Annotated in this window: 12 protein-coding genes; 8 read left to right on the plus strand and 4 right to left on the minus strand. The window is 58.3% G+C overall.

Going from position 1 to position 16,337, the window contains the following annotated elements; translation table 11 throughout:
• Positions 1–173: 173 nt before the first annotated feature.
• The 3 genes from ACOCG7_RS05720 (at position 174) to ACOCG7_RS05730 (ending at position 4,494) form a co-directional block, all read left to right on the plus strand.
• Positions 174–875, plus strand: a complete 702-nt coding sequence (locus ACOCG7_RS05720; protein ID WP_143326714.1) for a hypothetical protein — start codon at positions 174–176, stop codon at positions 873–875.
• Positions 876–957: 82 nt separating this feature from the next.
• A complete protein-coding gene (gene murJ, locus ACOCG7_RS05725; protein ID WP_227470923.1) occupies positions 958–2,253 on the plus strand; it encodes a lipid II flippase MurJ in 1,296 nt (431 codons plus the stop codon).
• Between the two features lie 807 nt (positions 2,254–3,060).
• Positions 3,061–4,494, plus strand: coding sequence for a tyrosinase family protein (locus ACOCG7_RS05730; RefSeq protein WP_421377130.1), 1,434 nt, complete (start codon positions 3,061–3,063; stop codon positions 4,492–4,494).
• A 702-nt stretch (positions 4,495–5,196) separates the two neighbouring features.
• Here the strand turns inward: ACOCG7_RS05730 and ACOCG7_RS05735 are convergent.
• A complete protein-coding gene (locus tag ACOCG7_RS05735; protein ID WP_421377132.1) occupies positions 5,197–6,402 on the minus strand; it encodes a GNAT family N-acetyltransferase in 1,206 nt (401 codons plus the stop codon).
• 233 nt (positions 6,403–6,635) lie between these two features.
• On the opposite strand from ACOCG7_RS05735, the gene ACOCG7_RS05740 reads away from it, so the two are divergent.
• The 4 genes from ACOCG7_RS05740 to ACOCG7_RS05755 all read left to right on the plus strand — a co-directional run bounded on the left by ACOCG7_RS05740 (position 6,636) and on the right by ACOCG7_RS05755 (position 11,664).
• Positions 6,636–6,836, plus strand: coding sequence for a hypothetical protein (locus tag ACOCG7_RS05740; RefSeq protein ID WP_143326713.1), 201 nt, complete (start codon positions 6,636–6,638; stop codon positions 6,834–6,836).
• A gap of 109 nt (positions 6,837–6,945) precedes the next feature.
• On the plus strand, positions 6,946–7,191 hold the full coding sequence (locus ACOCG7_RS05745; protein ID WP_114163746.1) for a hypothetical protein: 246 nt from the start codon (positions 6,946–6,948) through the stop codon (positions 7,189–7,191).
• Positions 7,192–7,494: 303 nt separating this feature from the next.
• Positions 7,495–9,006 carry a sensor domain-containing diguanylate cyclase gene (locus ACOCG7_RS05750; RefSeq protein ID WP_421377135.1) on the plus strand — a complete coding sequence of 504 codons (1,512 nt, stop codon included), beginning with the start codon at positions 7,495–7,497 and terminating at the stop codon, positions 9,004–9,006.
• A gap of 1,509 nt (positions 9,007–10,515) precedes the next feature.
• Entirely contained in the window at positions 10,516–11,664 is a 1,149-nt protein-coding gene (locus tag ACOCG7_RS05755; RefSeq protein WP_161553706.1) for a GNAT family N-acetyltransferase, read from the plus strand.
• A 137-nt stretch (positions 11,665–11,801) separates the two neighbouring features.
• Here ACOCG7_RS05755 and ACOCG7_RS05760 read toward each other — a convergent pair whose 3' ends face one another.
• From ACOCG7_RS05760 to ACOCG7_RS05770, 3 genes are all read right to left on the minus strand, one after another.
• Positions 11,802–12,167: a hypothetical protein gene (locus ACOCG7_RS05760; RefSeq protein WP_083086146.1), complete on the minus strand. Its 366-nt coding sequence runs from the start codon at positions 12,165–12,167 to the stop codon at positions 11,802–11,804.
• A gap of 177 nt (positions 12,168–12,344) precedes the next feature.
• Positions 12,345–13,292, minus strand: a complete 948-nt coding sequence (locus ACOCG7_RS05765; protein ID WP_083086144.1) for an FkbM family methyltransferase — start codon at positions 13,290–13,292, stop codon at positions 12,345–12,347.
• A 503-nt stretch (positions 13,293–13,795) separates the two neighbouring features.
• On the minus strand, positions 13,796–14,893 hold the full coding sequence (locus ACOCG7_RS05770) for an IS5 family transposase (protein ID WP_073432981.1): 1,098 nt from the start codon (positions 14,891–14,893) through the stop codon (positions 13,796–13,798).
• A 378-nt stretch (positions 14,894–15,271) separates the two neighbouring features.
• On the opposite strand from ACOCG7_RS05770, the gene ACOCG7_RS05775 reads away from it, so the two are divergent.
• On the plus strand, positions 15,272–16,315 hold the full coding sequence (locus tag ACOCG7_RS05775; protein WP_083086143.1) for a YncE family protein: 1,044 nt from the start codon (positions 15,272–15,274) through the stop codon (positions 16,313–16,315).
• Positions 16,316–16,337 lie beyond the last annotated feature (22 nt).

Here is a 16,337-nt window from a genome sequence, read left to right on the forward strand (position 1 = left end):
ATGCCAAAAACTGGATTCATAGGAATGTGTGTCATCGAACGGAACGCCGTAAGCACAAGGTGTGAAGTGAGACTCGCCCGCATCTGATAACTTATTTGCATTTGCGCTCAAGCACACGTTGCCCGAATGGCATCTTTCGGCGCGCGACGCAGGATTCCCAAGAGAGCCTTACGATGAACGTGCCAACGCGTCCGTCCAACCACGCGTCAACGCTCCTGTCCGCGACCGACAAGTGGATTCCGTCCCCGCCAACACGTGCACTGACTCTTGGCGGCCAGAAAACGCAACGCAGTAATGCTGGAAAGGTCGGGAGTGAACCGCTGCCGCACGACCGGACGGGAGGCGCTTCGCGTACCGCTCAGCGGGGCGTCCATCTCGGCAATTCACTGAAGTCGGTCGACTCCCATCTGTTACTTTTGATCATCCACGAAGCGAGTGGGCTCGGGATGATGTGCGGCAACATGAAGTTCGAAAAATTCAGCAGCTGTTGTGCCAGCAGCGACGCCACTTCCGAAGATTTCATAACGCATTCAGGCAGGGCAGAGTGCGAATTCACCGGCGCTCACGCGTCGCACAGCCATTTTCTCCGGCAGACTACCGCATTTGCCAATGCGGTCGATCGCGAAGAACTCGCCCGTTTGCAGGTCATCTACAATGTTGCGATGGATGACCGTATCACGCTCAATCAACTGTACGACTATCAGAAAGCGACGCTCGGGCGCCATGACGTTCAGCGAGGTGGGCACCGTCCCGCTTATGGCCCTGCGCGCGATGGCGACATCCGGCATTCACAGGCCAACGTCGGGAACGCTGATCGGCAGCTCGGCGACGACGCTCGCGGCTTCAATGAAGCCATTCACATGACGGCGGGGTGAGCGCGTGTTTCCGTACTTCGGCACGTTACGAAGCAAGATTCCGCCATTCCACCCTGATCATATGCGCATCGCGCGCGGTGCGATGCGCATTTCGGTTTTCGTGCTGGCCGGACGCTGCGCGGGCGCATTAAAGGAAATGGCGGTCGCGTATCGCTATGGCACGGGGCCGATAGTCGATGCATACCAGCTGACCATGACGCTGGTGGGCTGGCTGCCTGTCGTGATCGCGACGGTATTCTCGATAGTGCTGGTGCCCGTCTTTGTGGAACTGCGCGCGCAGCCGCTTTCGGATCGGACCCGCTTTCTGGGTGAGCTCGAAGGATGGGCCATCGTGGTCGGCGCGATGCTGACGCTATTGCTCTATGCGTGCTGGCCGCTCGCGCTGCATATCGGCGCGACGAACCTGTCGGCGGAAACGCGCGCGATCTGCCGGCAGATGATCCTGACGATGGGACCGATCGGTGCTCTCATGCTCGTGTCCAGCGCCTACGCGGCACGGCTGCAATCGCGCGAACGCCACATCAACACCTTGCTCGAAGGTCTGCCCGCCGGCTTCGTGCTGGGCCTCGTTCTGTCGGCCGGCGGCGAGGTTTCGGCGTTACCGCTCATAGGCGGCACGGTCGGCGGGTACATCGTGCAAACGCTGATATTGCGAATGCTGTCCGTGCAGGTCGACCCGATTCGCTACAGACTGCGTCTGACGCTGAAGGCGCCGCAATGGCAGCGGGTGTACCGGGCGGTGCGGGTGCTCGCCCTCGGCCAGGTGGTCATGTGCTGCACGCCGATACTGGATCAGTTCTTCGTGGTCGCCTACGGCGATGGCGCGGTCGCCACGGTCGGCTACACGAACCGCATTCTCTCGCTGCTGCTCAGCATGGGCGCGCTCGCAATCGGCCAGGCCATCCTGCCGATCCTGTCGGATATCATCGGCGTCGGCGATCTGTCGCGCGCCCGCCATACCGCGCTGAAGTGGACGCTGCTCATGTTTCTGCTCGGCACGGGCGTGGCGCTGGTGTCGTGGCTGCTTGCTCCGCAAGCCGTCGCGCTACTGTTCCAGCGCGGCGCGTTCACCGCGCGGGATACGGCGGCCGTGGCGGAGCTTTTTCGCTGGGGGCAAATGCAGGTGCCGTTCTATTTCTCCGGCCTCGTGTTATTGACGCTGTTCGCGAGCGCGGGACGTTACCGGGAAATGGCCATCATCGCCTTGATGAGCTTTGTCGTGAAGGTTGTCGCCAACGTCGTCATGACGCATTGGCTGGCTATTCCCGGCATTTTCGCGGCCACCGCGCTGATGCACGCGACGACGCTCATCTACTATCTCGTCTACGTGCAAGGCTGGCCAACGGGCACCGCCACGACGGCGGCCGGGCAGCCATGAATATCGTTCTTCTCGTGAGTTCGATGGGCACGGGCGGCGCGGAACGCGTTGCATCGACTTCATCATCGCATATGGCGGCGGGGCACCTGATCCTATACGCTCACGAGCCAGGTACGGCAAATCTATCTCGCTTACCTCGCGGGGCGGAAGCGCTCCGGGCTGCGTGGTCATGCGGCGCGCCTGCGCATATTGCGCAATTGCTTTGCAACAGCAGGCCGGATCTCATCATTTGTTTTCTTACCAATCATCGACCTACTGAGAACTTCCAGCTTGTCTCGCCCACTTCAAATGCCATGTACAACCGGGTACCTGCCGTCGAATTCTGCCCATGAAGGGCTGTGTCAGACGCATCCATTCTGCGTGCTCCTTCGGAGAAAAAGGGCCCGGAAATCCGCGCTTTACTCCTGCGGGCTTGATTTCACAGTCTTCCCATAGCATCGGAGAAAATAATAAGCGGCCGTAAAAGAGCGGGCGTTGGATGTTCACGCCCATGTCGTGCGTTGTGCAACATTGAGTTTTACCGTTGGACCGGCAATATTCGTCGATGGCTGTTCGATTAGACTTGTCAAAAAAGATTCGATTTCAGTAAGACATATGCATCTCTTCCGCCGACCAGGCCATGAAGAGATGTGGGATTGCGCACAGTTCTCATCTGATAGCGCGACGCCTTCACGAATCGCTGGGTTATCGTGTATCTATCCGGCGCGTGATTTTCCAGAAACGAAAAGCGAATCGCATCGCCGGACGCCATCGAGACATTCTCACAGATAAATCCACGCCAGTATCTCCAACTGGAGGAGACTTTGAATGGCAACGAATAAGTTCAACCGTCGCTCTTTTCTCAAAGGATCCGCCTCGGCCGCTGCGCTTATGTCGCTACCCGTACCGGGGGTTAGCCAGACAGCCTTGCCCACGCGGATGGAATGGCAGGTATTCAAAACGACGCCGCAATATGCGTCCTTTCTGAATGCACTGAAATTGATGAAAGCCGCGACCGATGCCACCAAACCGACGTCATGGGCGTACTGGGTCGATGTGCACCTCAACTACTGTCCGCACATGGTGCCGTACTTTTTCGCCTGGCATCGAGGCTATCTGTACTACTTCGAACAGCAGTTGAGAACGGTGTCGGGAGACAGTGCGCTCACACTGCCATATTGGGACTACTACAAGTATCCTGACATGCCGAGCGAATTCACCGATCCGGCCAGCGGAAACCCGTTATATATATCCGGGCGGGTCAATACCGATGTTTATGCTGCGCTGACGCTCGCGCCTTATGCGTCAAGCATCATCAATATGCAGCGCGGGACGTCAAACTCTTATGAGGCGTCGTTTGAATCGGCTCCTCATAACCCGGTGCATAATATTATCGGTGGATGGATGGCTGATATGTCGTCGCCTACCGATCCCATCTTCTTTGTGCATCACGCGAATGTCGATCGGCTGTGGGACGCGTGGTGTGCTGAGGCTTCGACTATCGTGCCGGCGCAAAATAGCTCCTACTGGTCGGGGTCATTCACCTATGCGACGAATCTCACGATCGCGAAATCGAAGTGCTATCGCCCCGAGATTCTTAACTATCGATACCCTGCGCCCAACAATGTGCCGACCGTGCTGCCCCAGAGCGCCCAGCAAGGTCGCATCATCCGGGTGCAGGCGCAGCTTGCACCGATCCTGGTCCGTCCTGCATTCGGCAACTTTCCGAATACGGCTGCGCGCCGGATCTCAAACAAGCGGCGCTCGCTTGGCGGCGTCGCGAATGTGACGCTCAAGGAGGCATCGGTCAGCGCACGTCTGCCACTGCAACCGTCGGACATTTCATCATTGAAGGATGCGATGTCGACGGCAGCAGCAAGCGCAGCTCCGGAAGCCCAGGCGAGCACGACCACGTTCAAGTATCCTTGCCTTGTACTGGATAAGCTGGCGATCACCGCGCTCGGTAAAAACGGTGGCTATTACTACAACATCTATCTGAACCTGCCTGCCCGCGGCGACGCGGATGTCGCCAGGGCATCTCATTTCATCGGTACGTTTGGCGCATTCGAAGCATCCGGCGCCATTCACCACAACAGCCGCACGTTGACGCTGTCGTTGACCGATGTGCTGCAGAATCTGGGTGTCGCCGATCTGAACGAGGCCGTAATATCGCTCGTGCGCGTCAATGGGCCCAATTCGCCAAAAGGGGACGTGTTGAATGTCGGTGAAATGCGTGTCGAGCTGTCAACCGATGGTCCCTGATCGCTGGCGCTGATGTTCGCTGACGGTCCAGTCGCCTCGCCAACAGCACCTCGCTCACTACCAGCCGGTAGCCGGTCGCGACCGGTTACCCGCGCGCTTACATGGTATTTCTGCGCGGATCGGGAAGCAGAACAGGAACATATTGGACAGCGGGCCGCGTGTCCGCCATGCTCCACGGCTAATCAGGGAAGTTCGCGACGGCAAGCTGCCGGCCAGCGACGCGCAACAGATCGCGCAGACTCCAGCGCCAACTGATCCAGGCGTAAATAATTGGCGCATCGCGCAACATCAACGATGCGATCCGTCGGCATCAACGCAGTTCATGGTCACTACGGCGACGGCGGTGGCTTCGTCGTCTTCCGCCCACATCGCCAGGACCGTGCACGGCGCCGCTGTGGTCGTGCGCTGCGATGCAGAGGTTCGTCAACCTTATCCAGGTCGAGCCTTGTCCGTGGCGAGGCGAATCCAGCGCGACTGTACGGCGTCATCCCGCCGAACGCCAGCGTCATAATAGAAAGGAAGGAGGTCAAATATGCAAGAACCGCAGACGTGGGGAGGTTCAGCAGCAGCACCATGATCTGGGTTGTCGCAAGGGACCTCGGGATGACCATGGTCGCGTCGTCGTCGGTGATTCCCGGTTGAGCCGAAAAGGGCGTGTCCAACGCTCGAACCCGGTCGTCCCTCCAGCGCGCGCGCTTCGGTTTATCCGGTCGCCCGGCTGGTCGAGCTTTCATGGCACAACCCCTCCGCTCCGACGGGCAGCCGCCAACGGACGCGTTGACGCAGGTTATCGGCGTGGAACCCGAGAAGTCCCCAAAGCGTATTGGCAATCTGCAGGCTCCACACCGTCGATATGTGCTGGCGGCTCCAGTAGCCCTTGTATTTTTCCGTGCCAGCGCCGAGGTCCATATCGAGATTGTGTTCGAGCGCCCATCTGACGCAGTGCTCCGTTGCAATGGCGCCGGGCGTCTGCCGCGCATAGGCCGGCTCGAATCCCGCGATAAGGTCGTCGAGGCAGTTCTTCCCAACGCCGAAGATGTTCACTGCGATCGGCGCGCCGTCAAGGCTAAGGACGAGGAGCCTGGCGATGATCCCGTCATCCGTCTGGTTGAGCAACGCGACGAGATAGTCCCGATACTCCCTGGAATACAGCCACCCGCCTTTTTTACCGGTGCGCGCGGCCCACTGGCGCTTGCAGGACAGCATCCAGTCAACCAGTCGCGCGTTTTCGTCTTTGTTCTCTGGTCCCAGAATGCGTATCTGCATGGCACCCATTGTTGACAGGCGCCGTTCCAGCGAACCCGGCCTGTTCCTGAACAGGCGGCCGAGCGAGGCGCTATAGGTCTCCCAGTCCTTTTCGCAACGCAGTTTCGCAACCGCCAGCGGATGAGCCGTTTTGACCATCACATGGCGCTTGCCCGATGCCAGTTCGTACAGTCCCGAGTCGGCGCTCGTGAAAGGAAGAAGGATCACATCGGCGCCGGACAGCCTTTCGACCGCATGCCAGGCGCGCTCGATCAGGGCCGGTGCGGACGCGCCTCCTTGCACGAGGATGTTTGTGTAATCGGTGGATTCACTCGCAAGCGGGCGTACGACTGTCCAGAAAAGTTTCCGGTAGGTGACAAGCGGCCACACGAGGACGAGCCGCCCTTGCTCGCGCAGCGTGATGCAGCACAGCTTCCTGCCGCGCGGTTGTGCGACGCATAGCCAGCACTGCCAGCATGCGGCGAAAGCCTGGCCATACCTGCCTTCCTCTTTGGACCATAAATCATTCCATTCCTGTTGCAATGCACGAAATCTGACGGGGTTCGTGATTATCTCGAGTTGGAAACCCGTTCTGTCCCGACAGTGCGCAGGAAACGTCCGCTTCGCGGGCGCACGAACATCCGCAAAAAATGCTTGCATCATAATGCGATTCCTCGATTTGTCCCCGTTACCCCGACATCGCCTCCCGGTACAACGAGTGGCTGGAATTGCAACTGTCATGAGCCATGCAGCGAAGTGGCACGCGCTTCTGGCGTCGTCGAACCGTAACCACACACGAACGTGTCTGCCATGCATTCCGCTCACGGAGATATATGTTGCGCTGGGTCCACTACGCGTAGATGTGGGATGGGTCACATTTCTTGCGGGATTGCCCCATGACCGATTACACCTCGGCCTATCGTGTACGTGTCGCCATTGGGTCACAATGGAAACAAGAGCGATTCGGACGAAAAAACACTGCAACGCTTCTTTCCGGTTTCGGGGAGGACAATCTGCATGTCAGGGAATCACTTCAGCCAGCGGTTTTGTTCCAAGGAACGGCGTCGGCTGCGGCATCAGATCTATCCAGGCCGTAAGCACCCACCTCGAACCGAAAACTTTTACAGCATCCATCGTCGTCCCGAATCAAGCCCACAGGTCATTGGCGGATGTATTCGTCCGAGACTGCGATAGGCGCTTCGGTTGATGCAGCCATTGAAATGGCTGTACTTCCTGCAGGTCTTGCCGTTGACCGTCACTGTCTTGCTTGATTCGCTGCGCGTTGCAGGCTTGCCGTTCACTTCGACGCTCGCGTTGCTCCGCGAGCCGGAGCTTGAGTCACTTGCAGGTACCGCGCTTTTCTTCGCGACTGTTTTGATGGGAGCGGACGATCGGGACTGTTACCGGGTTGCTGAGCTTCGTCTGGTTCGAGCCCATTTCAGCGTGACATAAGCCCGTCTGGATATAGCGGCATATACCGCTAAACGCGGACGACCGGTTGTTCTTCAGCATTTGAAATATTGCCGTCACCATTTCCTTGACAAGGTGATGGCAGACCTCGCAATCACAGCGGACTAAACGTAAAAACCACCGTTGTTCGGGTCATTGACCGTTAGCAACACCTGATAGTCTCAAGACTTTTGTGCCTCCGGTCGCAGTCTGTCGCCCGGGTATTAATGCGCGACACGGCATGCGGAAATATTCGTGACAAGGAGCTACGTTGATTCAGGAAACCGGGGCCGTGGCGGTCGACCGATGACCCGCCGGCCGAACACCATCATCGGCGTCAGCGTCTTCGTTGCCTGTGCGATTCTCGCCATCGCGGGCTGGGTCCTCACGCAGATGCGGCACGATGCGCTCAGGCGCTCGCAGGAAGCGGCCTTTAACGTATCGCTGCTGGTGGAGCGCGACGTGTCGCGCAATCTCGAAGTCTACGATCTTTCCCTGCAGGCGGTGGCCGATGGCCTGCGGCGACCCGGCGTGGCCGACCTGCCGCCCGACATCCGCCGGATGGTCCTGTTCGACGGCGCGGCGTTCGCGAAGGATCTCGGCTCGCTGCTGGTGACGGACGCGACAGGCAATGTGATCATCGACTCCCGCTATCTGACACCGCGTCCGGTGAATGTCGCCGACCGCGACTATTTCCAGATCCATCGGGGCCGACCGGACGCCGGTCTGTACGTCAGTCACCCGTTCGAGCCCCGGCTCAGCAATGGCAGCACCACCATTGCGCTCAGCCGCCGGCTGTCACGGCAGGACGGCAGCTTTGCCGGTGTGGTCGTCGGGACCATGCGCGTCAATTACTTCCGTCGACTGTTCGCCGGGATGAATCTGGGCGACAACGGTTCGATGGCACTCATGCTGGACGACGGGACCATGCTGATGCGCCGGCCTTACGACAGCAAGGTGATCGGGCGAAGCCTGAAGGGCACCGCCAATTACACGCGCTTTGCCCAGGCGTCAAGCGGCGACTTTTTTGGCACCGCCGCGATTGACGGTGTCGAACGCTGGTACGCGTTTCGTCACATCGCCGGCTTTCCGCTGATTCTCGACGTGGCGCTCGCGACCTACGACATCTATGAGGAATGGCGCCGGCGCGCGTGGATCATCGGTTCTCTGATGGTTGCGCTCGATCTGCTGATCGTTGCGCTGGCCGTGCTGTTCGCGCAGCAGCTGAAGCGGCGTCTGGCGATGGAATCTGAACTGCGATCGCTTGCGAGAACCGATGGGCTCACGGGACTCTGCAACCGGCGCACCTTTGACGACATGGCGCAGGCGGAATGGCGCCGTGCGCAGCGTAGCGACCTGTCATTGTCGCTGCTGATGATCGATGTCGATCACTTCAAGGGCTTCAATGATATGTACGGTCACTCGGCCGGCGACGATGCACTGGCGGCTGTCGCTGCGTGTATCAGCGAGGCGATCCGGCGTCCGGGCGACACCGCCGCCCGATACGGCGGCGAAGAATTCACAGTGCTGCTGCCCAATACCCCGCTGGACGGCGCGCTCCGGATCGCGGAGACGATTCGTGCAACCGTCCAGGCGCTTGACCGTCATCACGTGGCCAGCGTCCATCACGTCGTGACCATCAGTGTGGGGGTCGCCTGCACGGTCGGGCAGCGTTATGCGACGCTTCGTGCATTCATCAATGCGGCCGATGCCGCGCTCTATGAGGCCAAGGGAGGTGGCCGTAACCGGGTCGCCAGCGGGCCGGACACCGCGGCGCCGGATGTCCCCGTCGCGGCGGTGCCGAAATTCAGTAAGTGAGCGTTACCGTGTCCGTATCGATATAGTGCCGTCTCTGGCCGTCGTCTGCCGCAACACGCAGAGCGACTGGCTGGTGCCGGTGTCGGTTGCCGTGGCGGGGCAGTTCTTCCCCCCACGCGGTCGTATAGGCGGCTGATACAGCTGGTGCGTAGGTCGTGCCGCCGTTTCGGATCACGCGCCGATCAGCAGCCTCGAGCAGACTTCGCCAGTGGCTTGATGTCGAACAATCGAACTAAACACGAAACCCCTTAAGGTGCGGGCGAATCACGCGCAGGTCGGCTACTTCATTGCCGCGACCGGCAAGGCCGAGCCGTTGATCTTCGATAACGGGGCAGATCGACGAATGCGTAAGTGCTGTCGACCTCATTGTTGATTAGATTTTTTCAGTAAAAACCAGGGAAAGACTTCCGCAGTCTCCATGTCGTTCCTGGCCGGTCCTTTGCCTGTCGGCGTTCGTCCGCACTTGCCCGGGAAGCATCGTACCTTTGGTGGGTGCACCGAAGGTTACACCTGTTGAACAGATCGAAGCCGTGCAGAACCGCCTTGCGCGGGAGACATATGGGAAGCTACAGTCGCGTTACGCGTCGCTAATCCGGAACAGGCCGGATCAGCATCCGAACACCGCCGCCTCCCGCTAATACGCGGGCTCCACATGGCACGCTAATCCTCACGAAACAGATGATTAACGTATCCGGCAGATATATTCGATTCAGGGACGTGCGCGCCCCAGCGGCTTTTTCTCCCAATTGCCTGCGCATAGGACAGGCATGATGGTTGCGCCGTTCAGGTCCACCTGTTCGGGGGAGTAGCTATGTCCTACGAATCTAGCGCGCCGTATCGCGGATACTGCATCGAAGTGCGTGTCACTCCGTGCCTGAGTCTGTCGTTTCACGGCATGGGGTGCAGATTCAGGGTCTCCTGGTCCATTTTTCCCCGGACAAGTTATCTCCGGCGATTGCAAGTTTTCCAGAGCAAGCTGAATTTTTGCATGAAGACGAGGCGCTCCGGTACGGCGAAAGTCGAGCACACACTTTTGTCGACTGCGCGATATCTCGCAATTCGCGAAGCCGCTCTATCGTCTAGCATCCGGATCGTCTCTCCCGCCACCCACTTTAGCGGAGCAGTTATCGTGCGTTAGAGCGACGCGTCTCACGCGCCCACATGAGATTAATCAAAGCCGCCATGGCCTTCTCGCGCTCCACTGCAGTCAAGTGGTTCAGACTGGAAGATAACCGCGCCTGCCAGTCTTGCCCTGCGCTCGAAAGCTGTTCGAAAGACCGCCTTAGACAGGCACCCAACCAGACCCTGCGAGAAATCCCGGTCATTCGGTGCAGTATCATTGAATCTGCGAGTGTTTGATCTCGCACAGATGGCAAATCTGGACTGCCGCTACGCTTTGCCCTGTCGATCCCAGCTTGACATGACACCGCGACAGCGGTCTTTTAACGGCAAAGCGCGACAGGCCGACTACATCCTTGGTTTCATGAGTGAAGCCACAGGGTCATGTCGGTGTCTAAACTCGTCATCTGCGAACGCTCCAGCCGATTGAATCCTTGGGTGGCTGCTTGCGACATTTACGCTGATACCTTGGTAAACGAAGACGTCTCCGTGAAGCTGATGCCTGCACCACGAATCGAACTCGACCGAATGCGCACCGATGTGAGCAACGCCAGCGCAACTGTCGTCCACGCCGCACGCGCCGGTCTGAACGGGCGCTCGATTTTCCATGAGCCCTGGTGGCTGGATATCGCGACCGGGGGCAACTGGAAGCTGGCGTCGGTTCATGAGCGCGGTCAACTGATCGCTGAAATGCCGTACACCGTGACGCGCAAGGGCATCTGGCGCCTCTCGACCTTGCCCCCGCTAACGCGCACGCTCGGTCCCGTGATTCCGGCAGCAAAAGGCACGGGCGACGATGACTGGCGTCATTGCTTCGGTGCAACGCAAGCCCTCGTCGAGCAGTTGCCCGAGTGCGCGCTGTTCTACCAGCGGTTCGACCCGCACATCCCGGATGCCGTTGGATTTGCGTTGCTGGGCTTCGAGGTCGCCGTAAGCTATACGATGCGGATCGAGCCCGTCAGGGCCGAGCCGGAGGTATGGGCCGGACTTCGTCCGAATACCTGCAACCTGATTCGCCGTGCCGGCGAACAGCACACCGTACGTCAGATAACGGACGCGAACCTGTTCGTCAGCTTCTACGATGCCAATCTGACGCGCCGGAATCGGGATAACGTGTACGGCACGCACGTCATGAAGCAACTCGTCGATGCCTTCATCTCGAGGGGATCCGGCATGGTGCTTGGCGCCTACCAGGCGGACGGCAGCCTGTGCTCCGCCATCGCGGTGATATGGGATAAGCACACGATGTATTACCTGCTGTCGTCGAGAAAAGAAGAGGCCCACGGCGGTGTCATCGGCCTGTTGTTATGGAACGCCATGCGCAATGCCCGGGAAAGAAGTCTCACCTTCGATTTCGACGGCATTTCCAATGTCGGCATTCTCAAGTTCCTCAGCGGTTTCGGGGGAACATTGGTTCCCCGGCTGGAGGTCACGCGAGCGAGTGCGGACTATGCCGCGATGCGAAGCATCCTGCATCTGGGGCGATGTGTATCACGTTCGATGCGCCAGCGCGTGAGGCGACTAAAACGTGGCGGGTGACGCCTATTGCGACAACGCGAACACCTTCCTGAACATCGGAACGAGGAAGCGACGTTGGTCTGGTTAACGTCAGCAGGCCCAGCCGAAGCGGCTCGATCTGCCAAAGCGCACGGTGACGGACAGGCCCAGTTCTTCTCTCACCAACCCTGTTCATCCCCGATATCGCTCGCGGTCTCCTCGGGAAACATGTTGGTCATCGTGACAAGCAGGACACTGAAGGCAACGTCGCTCGCCGCATGCCGAACCGGGAAGTCGTCGGCATAACACAGGCGGGTGTCCGTCAGCACCGCGCGCAGCTTCCAATGCTCAAGCATCAGATCCAGGTTCTCCATGGTCTCGGTGGCCACGGCGACAAACTCTTTCAGTCTCAGCAGCAAGGCGATCGATCCTACCGAAATCGGCGTGGGCAACAACCACGCTTTCAGCGTCAACTGCGCTGGTCGGGCGCTTCTGGCGCCATCACCCGCGCTGTCGCTCGTCTCGCGCGGTCGGCGTTTGGTCATTGGCGGCATTCCCCGCAGGCGGTTTCGTTCGATCGGTCTTCGTTTTTATATGTTTTTTCAAGGTTCGCTTCCGAAAATTCCGCCGCTCAATTCTACATCAGTGCGCAAATGCGACAGAAAACTAACAAGCGTTGAGCGTGAAATTTGATAATCCGGTGTACTACTATTTGCTCCGCGTCAAAGATGGAGAAGATCTCTAAAGCGGGGAGGTACCGCTATAAGCATTGAATAATCCCCCGCTGGAATCGTCTCCGCAGTAATAATCTTGTGCGTACGCCCAATAAACAACTCTTTGATGTTGAAAATGCGACGAACAAAGGTGTTTCGCGATCTTACCCCGCTTTGATGCCAACAAAATTCATATCCCAAGTTCTTCAATATGAAAATCGATTCTGTACTGCCTTCCGTAAAGGCACTTTCATGCTGCTCCAATACTATAAGTGGCCAGTGCTTCGTTATCGTCCTTAAGCCGCCTTGGAGTACCCTTGGTTCGAAACCCTCAACGTCAATTTTGATAAAACAAGGGCCTTCATCGCGATAGTCAAGATCATCAAGCCTGACAATCTGCACATCGACGTAGTCCGTGCTGGATTTGCCTTCGACCTGATCAGAGACAATAGTGGAGGCGCCCATGTTCTTCGGTACTTCTAACAGCCTGAAAGTCCCTTTATGATCTCCTAGCCCGATGTTGTATGCGGTAATCTTCTTGCGAAAACTCACGTTGAACTTGAGCAAATAAAAAGTCGATGGATCTGGCTCAAAGGATTGAACCGCGTTAAATGTCCTGGAGAAGTAAAGGCTGTGATTGCCGATATTGGCACCGATGTCTAGCGCCATGCCTGCACGAAAAACATCACGTAGAGGCTCTAGGAAATTGAAAAGCGCGTCAAGCTCCTCCTGCTCGTAAACCCCGAAAGCATGGATAAATCCGCCTATATGTTCATTCGCAAAGACGGCCATCTTATGGCCTCGTGCCTGCAGATGATCGTCCGCTATTCTATTAAGCCAATGAAACGACAATCGGGTTATTACATAGCTAAAATTCCTCGTGGTAACGCGCTTGGCCAGTATCTTTTTCCGAAAAATCGGCTCAAAACGTGGCCTAGCACGGGAATCGACGGTCATTTTCCTCTTCACCTATTGATGGTTGGGCGCATCGCATTCTTCTGCTAATTTATAGATACCCGACGAAGATTGCGACGTCCGGGGCCGTGGATAATATACGCGCGGCCAACTTAACCGCGACGAGATCAAAAACGGTGTCCCTCTCCAACAGGAACGCTAAGATATGCCCCGACGCGCATACTTGCATCCGTCGCTGTCATAGCAGCCATTATATTGGTAGTATTCAGACGACTTTCGCCACTCGACCAATCGCTGAACCGCAACTTCCTCAATGTTAGCCATCGGCTCAGCGGATTATGCGGATGCGGCATAAACACGTGTGGTATTGGCCGAAAACAGTGAACCTTAACAGGCTGCTGAAATACAGTCCGACAGAAGCAGCCTTTCTGCACTTACGCGGCTCTCGCCACAAGGTTTATCGCATTGTGCAATTTCAACGTGAATTCCACGCTTGTTCGGCAGTTTGAGGCCAATTTCTGGCTTCATTGCCGCGTTTTTCGCTGCTACAGACGGACTTGTGTCAGTGAGCGCATGCGCACGAGGTTGTAGGCAGCCATGTTCAACACGAACATCTGGTCCACTTTCTTCAACCCGCGCACCACCACCTGGCGCATGCGCCCCACGGTCTTGGCCCACCCGAAGCCTTGTTCGATCAACTTGCGCTTTTGCTGCGAAATGGCGTAGCCCACGCTCGAGGCAATGGTATCGGGCACGGATGAACGCCGCCCCGAGGTGTTTTGCGCAACGTGCGGTGTGACCTTCATCTGCTGGCACGCCTCGATGAATTCCTGTGCGTCGTAACCCTTGTCTGCGCCCAGCGTGATTTCTGCGCTCGCATCTTCTGCCGCTTGCCGCGCGTCGTTGATCATGACCTTGGCCGCTTCGCGCTCGGCGTGCCCGTCAGCGCGCGTCACGCACGCGTTGACCACCAGACCATGTCGATTGTCGGTCAGCGTGTGGCCCATGTAACGCAATTCGCTGGCCGTATTGCCTTTGCGATAGAGCCGTGCATCGGGATCGGTCCGGGACTCATGCGTCTCGTTGCTGCGCTTCTCGCCTTTAAAGTCGCCTGCGTTGCCGCCGTCGCTGTCCTGATCGTCACTGTCCTTGGGCACGAAGCTCTTGTGCCCCGCCCACGCCTGGATCAGCGTGCCGTCCACGCTGAAGTGCTCTCCCGAGAGCAGGCACTTCTTCTCAGCGATCGCCACCACTTCGTTGAAGAATTCGATCACCGCATCATGCTTGATCAGGCGTTCGCGGTTCTTCGTGAAGACCGTCGGTACCCAAACCTCGTCATCCATCGCCAGGCCGATGAACCAGCGAAACAGCAGGTTGTATTGCACCTGATCCATCAATTGGCGCTCCGAGCGGATGCTGTAGAGCACCTGGATCAGCATGGCTCGCAGCAACTTCTCCGGCGCGATGCTCGGCCGCCCACCCTTGAGGTCGGCCTCGTACATCCCGGCAAACAACCGATCCATCTTCACCAGTGCTTCGTTCGCCATCACCCGGATCGAACGCAACGGATGCGACTTCGGAACGAAGTCGTCCAGCTTGCGCATGGAAAACAAACTCTCGGTGAATGTGTCGGCGCCGCGCATGATCTCCAAGGGGCAAGTGGGGGTCTTCCATCAACGCTTCAGGGGCCTTCAGCGATGACATTACCGCCGATACTTCAGCAGCCTGTTAAAGGGCCCGGAGTTGCCGCAATACCTATTGATTCGCCGCAGCATCGGCCAGTTTCTGCCGGTTTGAAACATTGCGACTTCAGATTGGACGGATCAGGAACAAGCCAAGCGTCGAGATTCTCGCGTTTGATCGGAACGATGCATCGGTAGGCGGTTAAGACCGCACTGGACGCGCAGGGCGGAGCGGCGCGATAGCGCGCCGCAAAAGGCGCGTGGAAATTTTTTCCGAGACCACTGTCGCGGCTGAGTTCCACCGGCTCGCGACGGTACGGGCCTGAACAGGAGGACGTCATGAACACTCCGCGCATTGGACCCATTGGCTTGCCACTGTTCGTCGCCTTGTTCGTTGCGCTCGTGGCTGTGGGGCCTGGGTTCCTTCGGGCATCGGCTGCGTCCGACGAACTGCCGTCGAGCGATCTGCCTTTGAAGCACATCGCCGATATTCCGTTGCCGGGTGCCGCGACGCGCCTCGACTATGAGAGCTACGACCCCGGACGCAAGCTGCTGTTCATCGCTCACCTGGGCGATGGTGAGGTCATCGTCTTCGATGCCGCTGCGTCGCGTGTCATTGGCCGCATCACAAACGTCGCGTCGGTGCACGGCGTGCTTGCCATTCCCGAGTTGTCGCGCGTCTATGCGTCGGCGACGGGAACGAATGAAGTCGTGGCGATCGACGAAGCAACGCTAAAAATCGTCGCGCGCATGCCGGGCGGACGTTATCCGGACGGCATGGCTTATGCCCCCGAGGCGCACAAGCTTTACGTGTCTGACGAGACCGGGGAGACGGAAACCGTCATCGATGTCAGAACGAACACGCGTGTGGCAACGATTCCTCTGGGTGGCGAAGTCGGCAATACGCAATACGATCCGGTTTCCCGGCACATTTTCGTGAACGTGCAATCCCGAAGGCAACTGGTCGAGATCGACCCTGCTACTGACCGGATCGTTGCGCGGATCGGCTTGGCGGGCGCGCAGGGCAACCACGGGTTGCTGATCGAACCGCGGCAACGGCTCGCCTTCATCGCGTGTGAAGGCAATGACAAGCTGCTGGTGCTCGACATGCGCACGATGCGCGTCACTGCATCCTTCGACGCCGGTCAGGGTCCGGATGTCCTGGCCTTCGATCCGCAACTGCATCTGCTCTATGTCGCTGGTGAGGCCGGCATCGTCTCGATGTTCAAGGCCGAAGCGGGCAAAGTGTCGAAGATCGGCAATGGCCGCATCGGACCCAATGCGCATATCGTCGCAGTCGACGGTTCGACGCACCGTGTCTACTTGCCACTCAGGAACGTTCAGGGAAGCCCCACACTGCGGATCATGCAACCACGGGACTGAGGAAAGACCGGGCGGATATCCT

This window comes from Paraburkholderia sp. DD10 (assembly GCF_049177125.1).
In the GTDB taxonomy this organism is placed as follows: Bacteria; Pseudomonadota; Gammaproteobacteria; order Burkholderiales; family Burkholderiaceae; genus Paraburkholderia; species Paraburkholderia terricola.